We start from the raw sequence: 13898 nt of genomic DNA on the forward strand, positions 1-13898 counted from the left end.
TTTCTGCTGTCATCGGTCAGGATGACGCCGTTAACCAGGATAGATGACGAGGAGCCAAAATGAATCAGATTCCGATGACGTTGAAAGGCGCTGAGAGCCTGCGTGAAGAGCTGAACGAGCTGAAAACCGTGAAGCGTCCGCGCATCATCGCCTCAATCGCCGAAGCTCGCGAGCACGGCGATCTGAAAGAGAATGCCGAATACCATGCAGCCCGCGAAGAGCAGGGTTTTTGTGAAGGGCGTATTCAGGAGATTGAAGCCAAACTCTCCAACGCTCAGGTGATTGATATCACCTCAATGCCAAAAACCGGACGCGTGATTTTTGGTTCTACCGTAACCATTTTGAATGTGGATACGGACGAAGAATTCACTTACCGCATCGTGGGTGATGATGAAGCTGACTTCAAAAAAAATCTGATTTCAGTGAATTCGCCGATGGCGCGCGGACTGGTCGGGAAATCGGCTGACGATGTGGCCATCGTGAAAACCCCCGGTGGTGATGTCGAATATGAAGTGTTAAAGGTGGAATACCTTTAAGATATTGCTACGCTTTGAAATGTGTAGCCGCACTTTGTAAAGAAAGGAAAAAGGCCGCATAGCGGCCTTTTATCCCATGCAGGAGCATGGCACTTTCTCTGCCCGTCATGGCAGCCTTGATGGCTGATTAACGTGGCAGAGTAATTTTGCGCTCTTTTGCAGGGCGATACAGCACCAGCGTGTTGCCGATGACCTGTACGTTACAAGCTTTTGTTTCACGTACGATAGCGTCAACGATCAGCTGCTTGGTCTCACGATCTTCAGAGGCAATTTTCACCTTGATCAATTCGTGATGCGCGAGCGCCAGTTCGATTTCGGCGAGCACGCCTTCGGTCAAGCCATTACCGCCCAGCATGACAACGGGCTTAAGTGGATGGGCAAGGCCTTTCAGGTGCTGTTTTTGTTTGGTACTCAGATTCATCGTATTTTTTACTTACTCAGGGATTGAAAACGGTTCATTCTACCGCCATCTCGGGTATATCGCCAAATCAACGCGACCCATTGCGTAATGATTTATCGCTACGATGAAGATTTAATTGGAAAAATTATGACGGGTAAAAAGCGTTCAGCCAGTTCCAGTCGCTGGTTACAGGAACACTTTAGCGATAAATATGTGCTGCAGGCACAGAAAAAGGGGTTGCGTTCGCGCGCCTGGTTTAAACTGGATGAAATTCAGCAGGGTGACAAGCTTTTCAAACCCGGCATGACAGTGGTAGATCTGGGTGCTGCACCCGGTGGTTGGTCGCAATATGCGGTACAACAGATTGGATCGAATGGTCGTATTGTTGCCTGTGATTTACTCCCGATGGACCCGATTGTCGGTGTCGATTTTTTACAGGGCGACTTTCGTGAAGAGGCGGTGCTGAACGCATTGCTGGAGCGTGTGGGTGACAAAAAAGTTCATGTTGTGATGTCTGATATGGCACCAAACATGAGCGGTACACCTGAGGTTGATATTCCGCGATCGATGTATTTGGTAGAGTTGGCGCTGGAGATGTGTCGGGATATTCTGGCACCTGGCGGCAGTTTTGTAGTGAAAGTGTTTCAGGGAGATGGCTTCGAGGAATACCTGCGGGAAATTCGCTCCCTATTTACGAAAGTGAAAATTCGTAAGCCAGACGCTTCTCGTTTACGTTCACGTGAAGTGTATATTGTGGCGACAGGGCGCAAACTATAGCCCTCGGTGCTGGAATCAAAGCAAGGCGAACTGCATTTACTCTGATGTGTAATTCTGAGTTTCAGTGAAAAGCAGCAAAATCATCAGCGTCGCGATTCCAGGTCTGAAGGATATATAGTACCCTACGCTGTCTGTTAACACCGTTGTAATATGAGGTTAATCCCTTGAGTGACATGGCGAAAAACCTGATTCTCTGGTTAGTCATCGCGGTCGTGCTGATGTCTGTCTTCCAGAGCTTTGGGCCCAGCGAGTCGAATGGCCGTAGGGTTGATTACTCAACCTTCCTGTCAGAAGTGAACCAGGATCAGGTCCGCGAGGCACGTATTAACGGGCGTGAGATTAACGTTGTCAAAAAAGACAGTAATAAATACACCACTTACATTCCTGTCAACGACCCTAAGCTGCTTGATAACCTCTTGACCAAAAACGTCAAAGTGGTTGGCGAACCACCAGAAGAACCAAGCCTGCTGGCTTCTATCTTCATCTCCTGGTTCCCAATGCTGCTGTTGATTGGCGTTTGGATCTTCTTTATGCGTCAGATGCAAGGCGGCGGTGGCAAAGGCGCGATGTCCTTTGGCAAAAGTAAAGCCCGCATGCTGACCGAAGACCAGATCAAGACCACGTTTGCGGATGTCGCGGGTTGCGATGAAGCGAAAGAAGAAGTGGCTGAACTGGTTGAATATCTGCGCGAGCCGAGCCGCTTCCAGAAATTGGGTGGTAAAATTCCGAAAGGCGTCCTGATGGTCGGCCCTCCGGGTACCGGTAAAACCTTGCTGGCGAAAGCGATTGCCGGTGAAGCGAAAGTCCCGTTCTTTACTATCTCCGGTTCTGACTTCGTAGAAATGTTCGTGGGTGTGGGCGCATCTCGTGTGCGTGACATGTTTGAACAGGCGAAGAAAGCCGCACCGTGCATCATCTTTATCGATGAAATCGATGCCGTAGGCCGTCAACGTGGCGCCGGTTTAGGCGGTGGTCACGATGAACGTGAGCAGACGCTGAACCAGATGCTGGTTGAGATGGATGGCTTCGAAGGTAATGAAGGCATCATCGTTATCGCCGCGACCAACCGTCCAGACGTACTTGACCCCGCGCTGCTGCGTCCAGGTCGTTTCGACCGCCAGGTTGTGGTGGGTCTGCCAGACGTTCGCGGTCGTGAACAGATTCTGAAAGTGCATATGCGTCGTGTGCCATTGGCCACTGATATTGACGCGGCAATCATCGCACGTGGTACACCGGGCTTCTCAGGTGCTGACCTCGCTAACCTTGTCAACGAAGCGGCACTGTTCGCTGCACGTGGCAACAAGCGCGTGGTATCAATGGTTGAATTCGAGAAAGCGAAAGACAAAATCATGATGGGTGCAGAACGTCGCTCCATGGTGATGACGGAAGCGCAGAAAGAATCCACGGCTTATCACGAAGCGGGCCATGCGATTATTGGTCGTCTGGTGCCGGAACACGATCCGGTACACAAAGTGACGATTATTCCTCGCGGACGTGCGCTCGGTGTGACCTTCTTCCTGCCTGAAGGCGACGCGATTAGCGCCAGCCGTCAGAAACTGGAAAGCCAAATCTCGACGCTGTATGGCGGTCGTCTGGCAGAAGAGATCATCTACGGTGCTGAACGTGTTTCTACCGGTGCGTCTAACGACATCAAAGTGGCCACTAACCTGGCGCGCAACATGGTGACGCAGTGGGGCTTTAACGAGAAGTTAGGTCCGTTGCTGTACGCTGAAGAAGAAGGCGAAGTGTTCCTTGGTCGCTCTGTGGCGAAGGCGAAACACATGTCTGATGAAACAGCACGCATCATTGACCAGGAAGTTAAACACCTGATCGACAGCAACTACCAGCGTGCTCGCGTTCTGCTGGGTGAGAACATGGACATCCTTCACGCGATGAAAGACGCGCTGATGAAGTATGAAACCATTGATGCACCGCAGATTGATGACCTGATGGCTCGCCGTGAAGTTCGCCCACCTGCAGGTTGGGATGATTCCGGCAACAGTAGCTCATCTGACAATAATGGCACGCCAAAGGCGCCACGTCCGGTTGATGAACCGCGTACGCCGAACCCTGGCAACACCATGTCAGAACAGCTCGACAAATAAGAGGCCTCAAACCTCAGCAAAAACCCCGGCCGGTCCGGGGTTTTTTACATTCAGTGATACTGCGATTCCCAAGGAGATTCCCGCCATGAAGTTGTACGCCCGTGATTCCCATCTCGATCTGTCGTTTCCCCATGTGATGGGTATTTTGAATGTCACGCCGGACTCCTTCTCTGATGGTGGAACTCATAACACGCTGGTGGAGGCACTGACCCACACCAATGAAATGGTGAATGCGGGTGCAACCATCATCGATGTCGGCGGAGAATCAACGCGGCCGGGTGCCGCTGAAGTCAGTGTGGATGAAGAGTTATCTCGCGTGATTCCGGTGGTGGAAGCCATCGCCCAGCGTTTTGAAGTGTGGATTTCCGTGGATACCTCAAAGCCAGAGGTGATCCGTGAATCGGCGCGAGTGGGTGCTCACATCATTAATGACATTCGCTCACTATCCGAACCGGGTGCGTTGGCAGCAGCAGCAGAAACCGGCTTGCCGGTGTGCCTGATGCACATGCAGGGCGAGCCCCGCACCATGCAACAAGCACCTGAATATCAGAATATCGTGAGCGAAGTGGACGCTTACTTCATCGCGCAGATTGCACGCTGCGAAGCGGCGGGCATCAAAAAAGATAATCTGTTGCTCGACCCTGGCTTCGGTTTCGGTAAGAATCTCAACCACAATTATCAGCTGCTGGCCGAACTCAGCCATTTCCACCATTTTGGCTTGCCGCTACTGGTCGGAATGTCGCGTAAATCGATGATTGGCCAGTTGTTAAATGTCGGTCCGACGCAGCGGCTGACCGGCAGCCTGAGCTGTGCGGTGATTGCCGCTATGCAAGGGGCACAAATTATTCGCGTGCATGATGTGAAAGAGACTGTCGAAGCGATGCGTATTGTCGAAGCGACACGGAGAGCAAAAGGATAAAGCATGAGTAATCGTAAATATTTCGGTACAGATGGTATTCGTGGCAAGGTCGGTGAAGCACCGATTACCCCTGATTTTGTCCTGAAGCTGGGTTTTGCTGCGGGTAAAGTTCTGGCGCGTTCGGGATCACGTAAAGTATTGATTGGTAAAGATACGCGTATTTCTGGCTACATGCTGGAATCGGCACTGGAAGCCGGTCTGGCTGCGGCCGGTTTATCGGCGGCCTTTACCGGGCCTATGCCAACCCCTGCGATTGCCTATCTGACGCGTACCTTCCGCGCAGAAGCCGGTATCGTTATCTCTGCATCGCACAACCCCTTCGACGATAACGGCATCAAATTCTTCTCTGCGGAAGGCACTAAATTGCCGGATGAAGTGGAAGAAGCGATTGAGCTTGAATTAGAGAAGCCGCTGACCTGCGTTGAGTCCGCTGAGTTGGGGCGCGCCAGCCGCATCGTTGATGCTGCCGGTCGTTATATCGAGTTCTGTAAAGGCACATTTCCGAGCGAGTTAAGCCTCAACGGCCTGAAAATCGTGGTGGATTGCGCCAACGGTGCGACCTATCACATTGCGCCTAATGTGCTGCGTGAACTGGGTGCCAAAGTGATTGCGATTGGTGTACAGCCCGATGGCATGAACATCAACAAAGAGTGCGGCGCAACCGATCTCCGCATGCTGCAGCAGCGCGTGCTGGATGAGAAGGCGGACTTAGGCCTTGCTTATGATGGCGATGGCGACCGCATCATGATGGTGGATCATCTGGGCATGAAGGTTGATGGTGACCAGATCCTCTACATCATTGCACGTGAAGCCTTGCGTCAGGGGCAATTGCGCGGCGGCGTGGTGGGTACTCTGATGAGTAACATGGGGCTGGAACTGGCGTTGAAACAGCTGGGCATTCCTTTCACACGTGCCAAAGTGGGTGACCGCTACGTGCTGGAAAAAATGCAGGAGAAGGGCTGGCGCATGGGCGCCGAAAACTCCGGGCATGTGATTCTGCTGGACAAAATCAGTACCGGTGACGGTATCGTGGCAAGTTTGCAAGTGCTCACTGCTATCGTGCGTAATCACATGAGTCTGCATGATTTATGCAGTGGTATGAAAATGCTGCCACAGATTCTGGTTAATGTGCGCTTCACTGGTAGTCACGATCCACTGGAATCCGACAGCGTCAAAGCCGTCAGCGCTGAAGTGGAAAAAACCTTGGCAGGGCGGGGCCGTGTGCTCTTACGTAAATCCGGCACTGAACCGCTGATTCGCGTGATGGTTGAAGGTGAGGACGAAGCTTTAGTCTCCGAGTTGGCACACAAAATTGCCGATGCGGTAAAAGCGGTTTAAGCCCGTTTACAGGCGGTGAGATCTCGACTTTCCGCCTGTTAAATCACCACCCTGGCGCTTTTTTCCGCAATCAATAAAGTTCGTGAAAATTGCGCTTGCAGAGGTATGCCCCATTGGTTAGTATTCACACCCGCTTCTGATGGGTGATGACGATACTCCCCGTCAATATTGGTGAAGCTTTAACTGTGCGGATAACGCGCAAGGAAACAGGTTGATTATGTACGAAGCTCTGTTAGTTGTTTTCCTTATTGTTGCGATTGGCCTCGTGGGTCTGATCATGCTTCAGCAAGGCAAAGGCGCTGATATGGGAGCCTCATTCGGTGCAGGCGCCTCTGGTACACTGTTCGGTTCAAACGGGTCTGGTAACTTCATGACGCGTATGACTGCCGTACTGGCGACCCTGTTCTTCATTATCAGCTTGATCCTTGGCAATCTGAACACGAATAAGTCTTCTAAAGGAAGCGAGTGGGAAAACCTCACTGCGCCAGCTCAGTCTGAACAGCAGACTCAGCCAGCTAAACCGGCAACCCCGGGCAATGATATCCCGCAGTAACATCGTCAATGCTTTAGCGACAATGTAGCGTCGCAGTCAGTGCAGTACCGAGGTGGTGAAATTGGTAGACACGCTACCTTGAGGTGGTAGTGCTCGAAAGGGCTTACGGGTTCAAGTCCCGTCCTCGGTACCAAATCTCAGTAAAACTTGCTTTTTAAGCAAGGTCGGCGTATTATTCGCCACGTTTTCGGACGCGGGGTGGAGCAGCCTGGTAGCTCGTCGGGCTCATAACCCGAAGGTCGTCGGTTCAAATCCGGCCCCCGCAACCACTTTCCCTTAGAGTTCTTTTTCAAATATACTGTATGCATCGACGGACGCATCCTCAGTGTTTTTTGAAAAAAATTCTTTTGGATTGTGCTCCGAAGCCGCTATGCGGCGTACAGGGTCCAGTCACAAAAAGCCCCGAATTTTCGGGGTTTTTTGTTATCAGGAATCGCAATACTGGGCTATAGGCCCTTTTTTTATGTCTTGGGGGTGGGCTTGTCCACATTAGAGCAAAAATTGACTGATTTGATCACCGCTCCGGTAGAAGCGCTTGGCTACGAATTGGTCGGTATCGAATTCGTTCGCGGTCGCACATCGACTTTGCGCATCTATATTGATAGTGAGAATGGTATCAATGTTGATGATTGTGCCGATGTTAGCCACCAGGTCAGCGCAGTAATGGATGTGGAAGATCCCATTACGGTGGCTTACAACCTTGAAGTCTCCTCGCCAGGTCTCGAGCGTCCTCTTTTCACCGCTGAACACTATGCACGTTTTGCCGGTGATGAGGTGAGCCTGACACTGCGCATGGCCGTACAGAACCGCCGTAAATGGCAGGGGATCATCAAGTCCGTGGAAGGTGAGATGATCACGGTAACCGTTGAGGGTAACGATGAGGTGTTCGCGCTGAGTAATATTCAGAAAGCGAACCTGGTCCCCCACTTTTAAAAGTCCGGATTGAGGCTAACCAGGATGAACAAAGAGATCTTAGCTGTAGTAGAAGCCGTTTCTAACGAAAAAGCCCTGCCACGTGAGAAAATCTTCGAAGCGCTGGAGAGCGCTTTGGCCACTGCGACTAAAAAGAAGTATGAGCAGGAAATCGAAGTGCGCGTCAGCATTGACCGTCGCAGCGGTGATTTCGATACTTTCCGTCGCTGGGTGATTGTGGACGAAGTGACACAGCCAACTCGTGAGATCACGCTGGATGCGGCCCGCTTTGAAGATGAAGCGTTCAATCTGGGCGAATACGTTGAAGACCAGATTGAATCTGTCACCTTCGACCGTATCACCACCCAAACCGCCAAGCAGGTTATCGTACAAAAAGTACGTGAAGCTGAGCGCGCGATGGTGGTTGATCAGTTCCGTCAACACGAAGGTGAAATCATCACCGGCGTGGTGAAGAAAGTAAACCGCGACAGTATTTCACTGGATCTCGGCAGCAATGCTGAAGCCGTGATTGGTCGTGAAGATATGCTGCCACGTGAAAACTTCCGCCCAGGCGATCGTATTCGCGGTGTGCTGTATGCCGTACGTCCAGAAGCGCGCGGTGCTCAGCTGTTTGTCACCCGTTCTAAACCAGAAATGCTGATCGAACTGTTCCGCATTGAGGTGCCAGAAATCGGTGAAGAAGTTATCGAGATCAAAGCGGCAGCGCGCGATCCGGGTTCACGTGCCAAAATTGCCGTGAAGACCAACGATAAACGTATCGATCCGGTGGGTGCTTGTGTCGGTATGCGCGGTGCGCGTGTGCAGGCGGTTTCAAGCGAACTGGGTGGTGAGCGTATCGATATCGTGCTGTGGGACGATAACCCAGCGCAATTCGTTATTAACGCCATGGCGCCAGCCGATGTGGCGTCAATCGTGGTCGATGAAGATAATCACACCATGGATATCGCTGTTGAAGCCGGCAATCTGGCTCAGGCGATCGGCCGTAACGGCCAAAACGTGCGTCTGGCTTCTCAACTCAGTGGTTGGGAACTGAACGTGATGACCGTCGATGATCTGCAGGCTAAGCATCAGGCTGAAGCCCACGCAGCGATCGATATGTTCACCAAACATCTCGAAATCGATGAAGAGTTCGCCACCGTTCTGGTGGAAGAGGGCTTCTCTTCGCTGGAAGAATTGGCTTACGTGCCAATCAACGAGCTGCTGGAAATCGACGGCCTCGACGAAGAGACCATTGAAGCCCTGCGTGAACGAGCAAAAAATGCGTTAACCACCCTGGCATTAGCGAAAGAAGAGAGCCTTGGTAATCAGGAGCCCGCTGAGGATCTTCTGAATCTTGAGGGCTTGGATCGTGCGCTGGCGTATCGCCTGGCGTCAAAAGGCGTTTGCACGCTGGAAGATCTCGCTGAGCAAGGTGTTGACGATCTGACAGATATTGAAGGGCTGGATGATGAGAAGGCCGGTGCGCTGATTATGGCTGCACGTAATATCTGCTGGTTCGGCGATGACGCGTAATAACAGGAAGGAACAGCATGACAGATGTAACCGTAAAATCGCTGGCCGCCGAAATTCAGACTCCGGTCGATCGCCTGGTACAGCAATTTGCTGACGCAGGGATCCGCAAGTCTGAAAACGATGCGGTGTCCCAGCAAGAGAAAGAGACCTTACTGTCCCACCTGAATCGTGAGCACGGTCAGACCGGTTCAAGTAAACTGACTTTGCAGCGCAAAACGCGCAGCACCTTGAATATTCCCGTCACCGGGGGTAAAAGTAAGTCGGTGCAAATCGAAGTCCGCAAAAAGCGCACATACGTGAAAGGTGATGCAGAGTCTGAGCAAGCTCAGGCAGAAGCTGAAGCCGAGGCGCAGCGTGAAGCGGAAGAGCAGGCGCGTCGCGAGGCGGAAGAACAAGCCCGTCGCGAAGCTGAACAAAAAGCGCAACGTGAAGCCGAAGATAAAGCCAAGCGCGAAGCCGCTGACAAGGCTAAGCGTGAAGCAGCGGAAAATGACAAAGTGACAAATCAACCTACCGACGAAGTAACCAAGGCTGCGCAGTCTGATAAAGCCCGTCGTGAAGCCGAAGCGGCTGAACTGAAACGCAAATCAGAAGAAGAAGCACGCCGTAAGCTGGAAGAAGATGCCCGCCGCGTGGCAGAAGAATCCAAACGCCTGGCTGAAGAGAAAGCCGTTGAATGGGCTAAACCTGAAGAAGAAGATAAAGGCGACTACCATGTCACCACTTCGACTCATGCCCGTCAGGCCGAAGACGAGAACGATCGTCAAGTTGAGGCAGGACGTGCTCGTGCGCGTACTACCAAAGCTGCTCGCCCGGTCAAGAAAGGCAACAAGCATTCTGAAGCCAAAACCGACCGTGAAGAAGCGCGTGCGCAAGTACGTGGCGGTAAAGGTGGCAAACATCGTAAGCCAAGCACTCTTCAGCAGGGCTTCAACAAGCCTGTTCAGGCTGTAAACCGCGATGTTGTCATCGGTGAAACCATCACCGTGGCTGAACTGGCCAATAAAATGGCGATCAAAGGTTCTTTGGTCATCAAAGCGATGATGAAGATGGGCGCGATGGCGACCATCAACCAGGTTATCGACCAGGAAACTGCTCAGATGGTCGCGGAAGAGATGGGTCACAAAGTGATCCTGCGCCGCGAGAATGAGCTGGAAGAAGCGGTAATGGACGATCGTGATACTGATGCTGCGCAGGAAGCTCGCGCGCCAGTCGTCACCATCATGGGTCACGTTGACCACGGTAAAACCTCTCTGCTGGATTACATCCGCTCAACCAAAGTCGCTTCAGGCGAGGCTGGCGGTATTACTCAGCATATCGGTGCTTACCACGTTGAAACTGACAACGGTATGATTACCTTCCTCGATACCCCGGGCCACGCCGCGTTTACCGCAATGCGTGCACGTGGTGCCCAGGCAACGGATATCGTTATCCTGGTTGTTGCTGCAGATGATGGCGTGATGCCTCAGACCATCGAAGCTATCCAGCATGCGAAAGCAGCCGGTGTGCCAGTGGTTGTTGCGGTCAACAAAGTTGATAAGCCTGATGCAGACCCAGATCGCGTTAAGAACGAACTGACCCAGTACGGAATTCTTCCGGAAGAGTGGGGCGGTGAGAACATGTTCGTTAACGTTTCTGCGAAAGCGGGAACGGGCATTGACGATCTGTTGAATGCGATTCTGCTGCAAGCAGAAGTACTTGAACTCTCTGCTATCCGTGAAGGTATGGCGAGCGGCGTGGTTATCGAATCCTTCCTTGATAAAGGTCGTGGTCCGGTTGCTACCGTGCTGGTACGTGAAGGTACGCTGAATAAAGGCGACATCGTACTGTGCGGCTTCGAGTATGGCCGTGTTCGTGCAATGCGTGACGAACTGGGTCGTGAAGTACTGGAAGCGGGTCCATCCATTCCAGTGGAAATCCTCGGTCTGTCTGGTGTGCCAGCAGCGGGTGATGAAGCGACTGTAGTTCGTGATGAGAAGAAAGCACGTGAAGTTGCACTGTATCGTCAGGGCAAGTTCCGCGAAGTGAAGCTGGCGCGTCAGCAGAAGTCGAAGTTGGAGAACATGTTCGCCAACATGACCGAAGGCGAAGTGTCCGAGCTGAATATCGTACTGAAATCCGACGTACAGGGTTCTGTGGAAGCGATCTCCGATTCTCTGCTGAAACTCTCTACCGACGAAGTGAAGGTGAGAATTATCGGTTCGGGTGTGGGCGGTATCACTGAGACCGACGCCACCCTGGCAGCAGCGTCTAACGCGATTATTCTTGGCTTCAACGTTCGTGCTGATGCTTCTGCCCGCCGCGTGATTGACGCTGAAAGTGTTGACCTGCGTTACTACTCCGTCATCTATAATCTGATCGACGAAGTGAAAGCGGCAATGAGCGGCATGCTGGCACCGGAATTCAAACAGCAGATCATTGGTCTGGCCGAAGTGCGTGACGTGTTCAAGTCACCGAAATTTGGCGCCATTGCCGGCTGTATGGTTACCGAAGGCAACATCAAACGTCACAACCCGATTCGCGTACTGCGCGACAACGTGGTGATTTACGAAGGCGAGCTGGAATCTCTGCGTCGCTTTAAAGACGATGTCAACGAAGTGCGTAACGGCATGGAGTGTGGTATCGGCGTGAAGAACTACAATGATGTTCGCGTTGGCGATATGATCGAAGTCTTCGAAATCATTGAAATTAAACGCACCATCGATTGATCATCACTTGATGTGTTGCAATTTGGGAGGCCTCTGGCCTCCCGAATTATTTGGGAGAAAGAAAAATGGCAAAAGAATTTGGCCGCCCACAGCGCGTATCTCAGGAACTGCAGAAAGAAATCGCAATTATCCTGCAGCGCGAAATCAAAGATCCACGTCTGGGTATGATGGTGACTGTTTCCGGTGTTGAAGTGTCCCGTGACCTGGCGTATGCCAAAGTCTTCGTGACTTTTCTAAACGACAAAGACGAAGAAGCGGTAAAAAATGGCCTGAAAGCGCTGAAAGAAGCGTCTGGCTATATCCGCATTCTGGTAGGCAAAGCGATGCGTCTGCGCATTGTGCCAGAGCTGACCTTCTTCTATGACAACTCGCTGGTCGAAGGTATGCGTATGTCGAACCTGGTCAGCAATGTGATTAAAAGCGATGTCGAGCGTCGTGGCGATAGCCCGGCTGAAGATGACAAGGAGGACTAATGAGTCGTCCTCGTCGTCGCGGTCGCGACGTCCACGGTGTGTTTTTGCTGGATAAGCATGAAGGCGCATCCTCGAACGATGTGCTGCAGAAAGTGAAGCGTCTGTTTCATGCTAACAAAGCGGGTCACACCGGTGCGCTTGATCCCCTGGCAACTGGCATGCTGCCAATCTGCCTCGGTGAAGCGACGAAGTTCTCGCAGTTCCTGCTCGATTCCGATAAACGCTATCGCGTTATTGCACGTCTTGGCGAGCGTACCGACACATCGGATGCCGATGGCAACATCGTCGAAACGCGGCCAGTGACGTTCGACCAGGCTGCACTGGATGCGGCGCTGGAAAGCTTCCGTGGTGACACCTTCCAGGTGCCCACCATGTTTTCTGCGCTGAAGTACCAGGGTCGCAAGCTGTATGAATACGCGCGTGAAGGCATTACCGTGCCGCGTGAAGCGCGTCCTATTACCGTGTTCGAACTGCAGTTCATTCGCTGGGAAGGTGATGAGCTGGAGCTGGAAATTCACGTTTCCAAAGGCACCTATATTCGCACCATCATCGATGACCTCGGTGAGAAGCTAGGCTGTGGCGCACATGTGATTATGCTACGTCGTTTGCAGGTGGCGAAGTATCCCATTGAACGCATGATCACCTTTGAGCAGTTGCAGGCGATGGCGGCTGAAGCGAACGCAGCAGAAACGCCAGACTACAGTGCACTTGATGCGCTGTTGCTGCCAATGGATAGTCCAGCGGAAGAGTTCCCCATCGTGAATTTACTGCCCTCAGTCGCTGCTTATTTCAAGCAGGGGATGCCAGTGCAGGCGGCGAATGCACCTGAACAGGGATTGGTGCGTGTCACCGAAGGTGATGAACACAAATTTATCGGTATGGCAGAAATCGCGGAAGATGGGCGCGTTGCGCCGCGTCGTCTGGTGGTCGAGTTTCCTGCCTAATCAACACATTCACTTTTGAGCTAACGGCGCATTTGCGTTGCTATCAGGCGAAGAGTAGAATAGCGCGGCTTTTAAAGCGGGCTGCTGAATTAGAGATCGGCACCCATACATTCATTTTTTTATCTGGAGTTTATTATGTCTCTAAGCGTAGAAGCTAAAGCAGAGATCGTTGCTAAATACGGTCGTGGTACCAACGACAGCGGTTCAACTGAAGTTCAGGTTGCTCTGCTGACTGCTCAGATTAACCACCTGCAGGGTCACTTCTCTGAGCACAAAAAAGATCACCACAGCCGTCGCGGTCTGCTGCGCATGGTATCTCAGCGTCGTAAGCTGCTGGACTACCTGAAGCGTAAAGACGTTGCTCGCTACACCAGCCTGATCGAAAGCCTGGGTCTGCGTCGCTAAGTCTGAAGAATCTGATCAACGATGTAGCACATGCACTATGCAGAAAAGCGCATCTGACGATCAGATTTGTGCGAGTTTCGCGAAAAGGGGGCCTTTATGGCCCCTTTTTTCGAGCAATCCGCAGCATTCCGTACCAAACTCATGTATTGTTGCTGAGAGTGATCTTTACTTGCAGCGTTTCGCGCGGCTAATGAGAGGCTTCACCGCATGGGCGGTTGAAGATTGTCATTAGTCGCGAGGATGCAACTAAAGATCGGTAAACCCCGGCGAGCCCAAAAGCGCTCTGCCCCTCGAA

The 13898-nt window shown here is 52.1% G+C and carries 13 protein-coding genes and 2 tRNA genes; 14 read left to right on the plus strand and 1 reads right to left on the minus strand.

The window, feature by feature from the left end; translation table 11 throughout:
• Positions 1 to 59 precede the first annotated feature (59 nt).
• On the plus strand, positions 60 to 536 hold the full coding sequence (greA, locus tag ACXI0A_RS03990) for a transcription elongation factor GreA (RefSeq protein ID WP_224932327.1): 477 nt from the start codon (positions 60 to 62) through the stop codon (positions 534 to 536).
• A gap of 127 nt (positions 537 to 663) precedes the next feature.
• On the opposite strand, the gene yhbY is transcribed toward greA, so the two are convergent.
• Positions 664 to 957: a ribosome assembly RNA-binding protein YhbY gene (gene yhbY / locus ACXI0A_RS03995; protein WP_224932328.1), complete on the minus strand. Its 294-nt coding sequence runs from the start codon at positions 955 to 957 to the stop codon at positions 664 to 666.
• Between the two features lie 126 nt (positions 958 to 1083).
• On the opposite strand from yhbY, the gene rlmE reads away from it, so the two are divergent.
• The 13 genes from rlmE (at position 1084) to rpsO (ending at position 13603) form a co-directional block, all read left to right on the plus strand.
• Positions 1084 to 1713: a 23S rRNA (uridine(2552)-2'-O)-methyltransferase RlmE gene (gene rlmE / locus ACXI0A_RS04000; RefSeq protein ID WP_476150256.1), complete on the plus strand. Its 630-nt coding sequence runs from the start codon at positions 1084 to 1086 to the stop codon at positions 1711 to 1713.
• Between the two features lie 173 nt (positions 1714 to 1886).
• On the plus strand, positions 1887 to 3818 hold the full coding sequence (ftsH, locus tag ACXI0A_RS04005) for an ATP-dependent zinc metalloprotease FtsH (protein WP_224932330.1): 1932 nt from the start codon (positions 1887 to 1889) through the stop codon (positions 3816 to 3818).
• Between the two features lie 85 nt (positions 3819 to 3903).
• Positions 3904 to 4737 carry a dihydropteroate synthase gene (gene folP, locus ACXI0A_RS04010; RefSeq protein WP_476150253.1) on the plus strand — a complete coding sequence of 278 codons (834 nt, stop codon included), beginning with the start codon at positions 3904 to 3906 and terminating at the stop codon, positions 4735 to 4737.
• 3 nt (positions 4738 to 4740) lie between these two features.
• Positions 4741 to 6075, plus strand: coding sequence for a phosphoglucosamine mutase (glmM, locus tag ACXI0A_RS04015; protein WP_224932332.1), 1335 nt, complete (start codon positions 4741 to 4743; stop codon positions 6073 to 6075).
• Positions 6076 to 6292: 217 nt separating this feature from the next.
• Positions 6293 to 6628, plus strand: coding sequence for a preprotein translocase subunit SecG (gene secG, locus ACXI0A_RS04020; protein ID WP_034826531.1), 336 nt, complete (start codon positions 6293 to 6295; stop codon positions 6626 to 6628).
• Positions 6629 to 6674: 46 nt separating this feature from the next.
• A tRNA-Leu gene (locus tag ACXI0A_RS04025) sits at positions 6675 to 6761 on the plus strand.
• A gap of 59 nt (positions 6762 to 6820) precedes the next feature.
• Positions 6821 to 6897: transfer RNA gene (locus ACXI0A_RS04030), tRNA-Met, on the plus strand.
• A 211-nt stretch (positions 6898 to 7108) separates the two neighbouring features.
• A complete protein-coding gene (gene rimP / locus ACXI0A_RS04035) occupies positions 7109 to 7561 on the plus strand; it encodes a ribosome maturation factor RimP (RefSeq protein ID WP_034826528.1) in 453 nt (150 codons plus the stop codon).
• 24 nt (positions 7562 to 7585) lie between these two features.
• Entirely contained in the window at positions 7586 to 9073 is a 1488-nt protein-coding gene (nusA, locus tag ACXI0A_RS04040; RefSeq protein ID WP_084934277.1) for a transcription termination factor NusA, read from the plus strand.
• A gap of 17 nt (positions 9074 to 9090) precedes the next feature.
• Entirely contained in the window at positions 9091 to 11781 is a 2691-nt protein-coding gene (gene infB, locus ACXI0A_RS04045; protein WP_224932333.1) for a translation initiation factor IF-2, read from the plus strand.
• Between the two features lie 65 nt (positions 11782 to 11846).
• Positions 11847 to 12254 carry a 30S ribosome-binding factor RbfA gene (rbfA, locus tag ACXI0A_RS04050; protein ID WP_100704437.1) on the plus strand — a complete coding sequence of 136 codons (408 nt, stop codon included), beginning with the start codon at positions 11847 to 11849 and terminating at the stop codon, positions 12252 to 12254.
• Positions 12254 to 13198: a tRNA pseudouridine(55) synthase TruB gene (gene truB / locus ACXI0A_RS04055; protein WP_224932334.1), complete on the plus strand. Its 945-nt coding sequence runs from the start codon at positions 12254 to 12256 to the stop codon at positions 13196 to 13198. The genes rbfA and truB overlap by 1 nt, the downstream gene beginning before the upstream one ends.
• A gap of 135 nt (positions 13199 to 13333) precedes the next feature.
• Positions 13334 to 13603 (plus strand): 30S ribosomal protein S15, encoded by a 270-nt coding sequence (rpsO, locus tag ACXI0A_RS04060; RefSeq protein ID WP_025903869.1) that lies wholly within the window; start codon positions 13334 to 13336, stop codon positions 13601 to 13603.
• Positions 13604 to 13898: the final 295 nt, after the last annotated feature.

This window comes from Pantoea sp. C1E2 (assembly GCF_056491465.1).

Bases quoted from the DNA above. Each gene is read 5' to 3' on its own strand.
- greA (WP_224932327.1), top strand. From the start codon at position 60: ATGAATCAGATTCCGATGACGTTGAAAGGCGCTGAGAGCCTGCGTGAA.
- yhbY (WP_224932328.1), bottom strand. From the start codon at position 957: ATGAATCTGAGTACCAAACAAAAACAGCACCTGAAAGGCCTTGCCCAT.
- rlmE (WP_476150256.1), top strand. From the start codon at position 1,084: ATGACGGGTAAAAAGCGTTCAGCCAGTTCCAGTCGCTGGTTACAGGAA.
- ftsH (WP_224932330.1), top strand. From the start codon at position 1,887: ATGGCGAAAAACCTGATTCTCTGGTTAGTCATCGCGGTCGTGCTGATG.
- folP (WP_476150253.1), top strand. From the start codon at position 3,904: ATGAAGTTGTACGCCCGTGATTCCCATCTCGATCTGTCGTTTCCCCAT.
- glmM (WP_224932332.1), top strand. From the start codon at position 4,741: ATGAGTAATCGTAAATATTTCGGTACAGATGGTATTCGTGGCAAGGTC.
- secG (WP_034826531.1), top strand. From the start codon at position 6,293: ATGTACGAAGCTCTGTTAGTTGTTTTCCTTATTGTTGCGATTGGCCTC.
- nusA (WP_084934277.1), top strand. From the start codon at position 7,586: ATGAACAAAGAGATCTTAGCTGTAGTAGAAGCCGTTTCTAACGAAAAA.
- infB (WP_224932333.1), top strand. From the start codon at position 9,091: ATGACAGATGTAACCGTAAAATCGCTGGCCGCCGAAATTCAGACTCCG.
- rbfA (WP_100704437.1), top strand. From the start codon at position 11,847: ATGGCAAAAGAATTTGGCCGCCCACAGCGCGTATCTCAGGAACTGCAG.
- truB (WP_224932334.1), top strand. From the start codon at position 12,254: ATGAGTCGTCCTCGTCGTCGCGGTCGCGACGTCCACGGTGTGTTTTTG.
- rpsO (WP_025903869.1), top strand. From the start codon at position 13,334: ATGTCTCTAAGCGTAGAAGCTAAAGCAGAGATCGTTGCTAAATACGGT.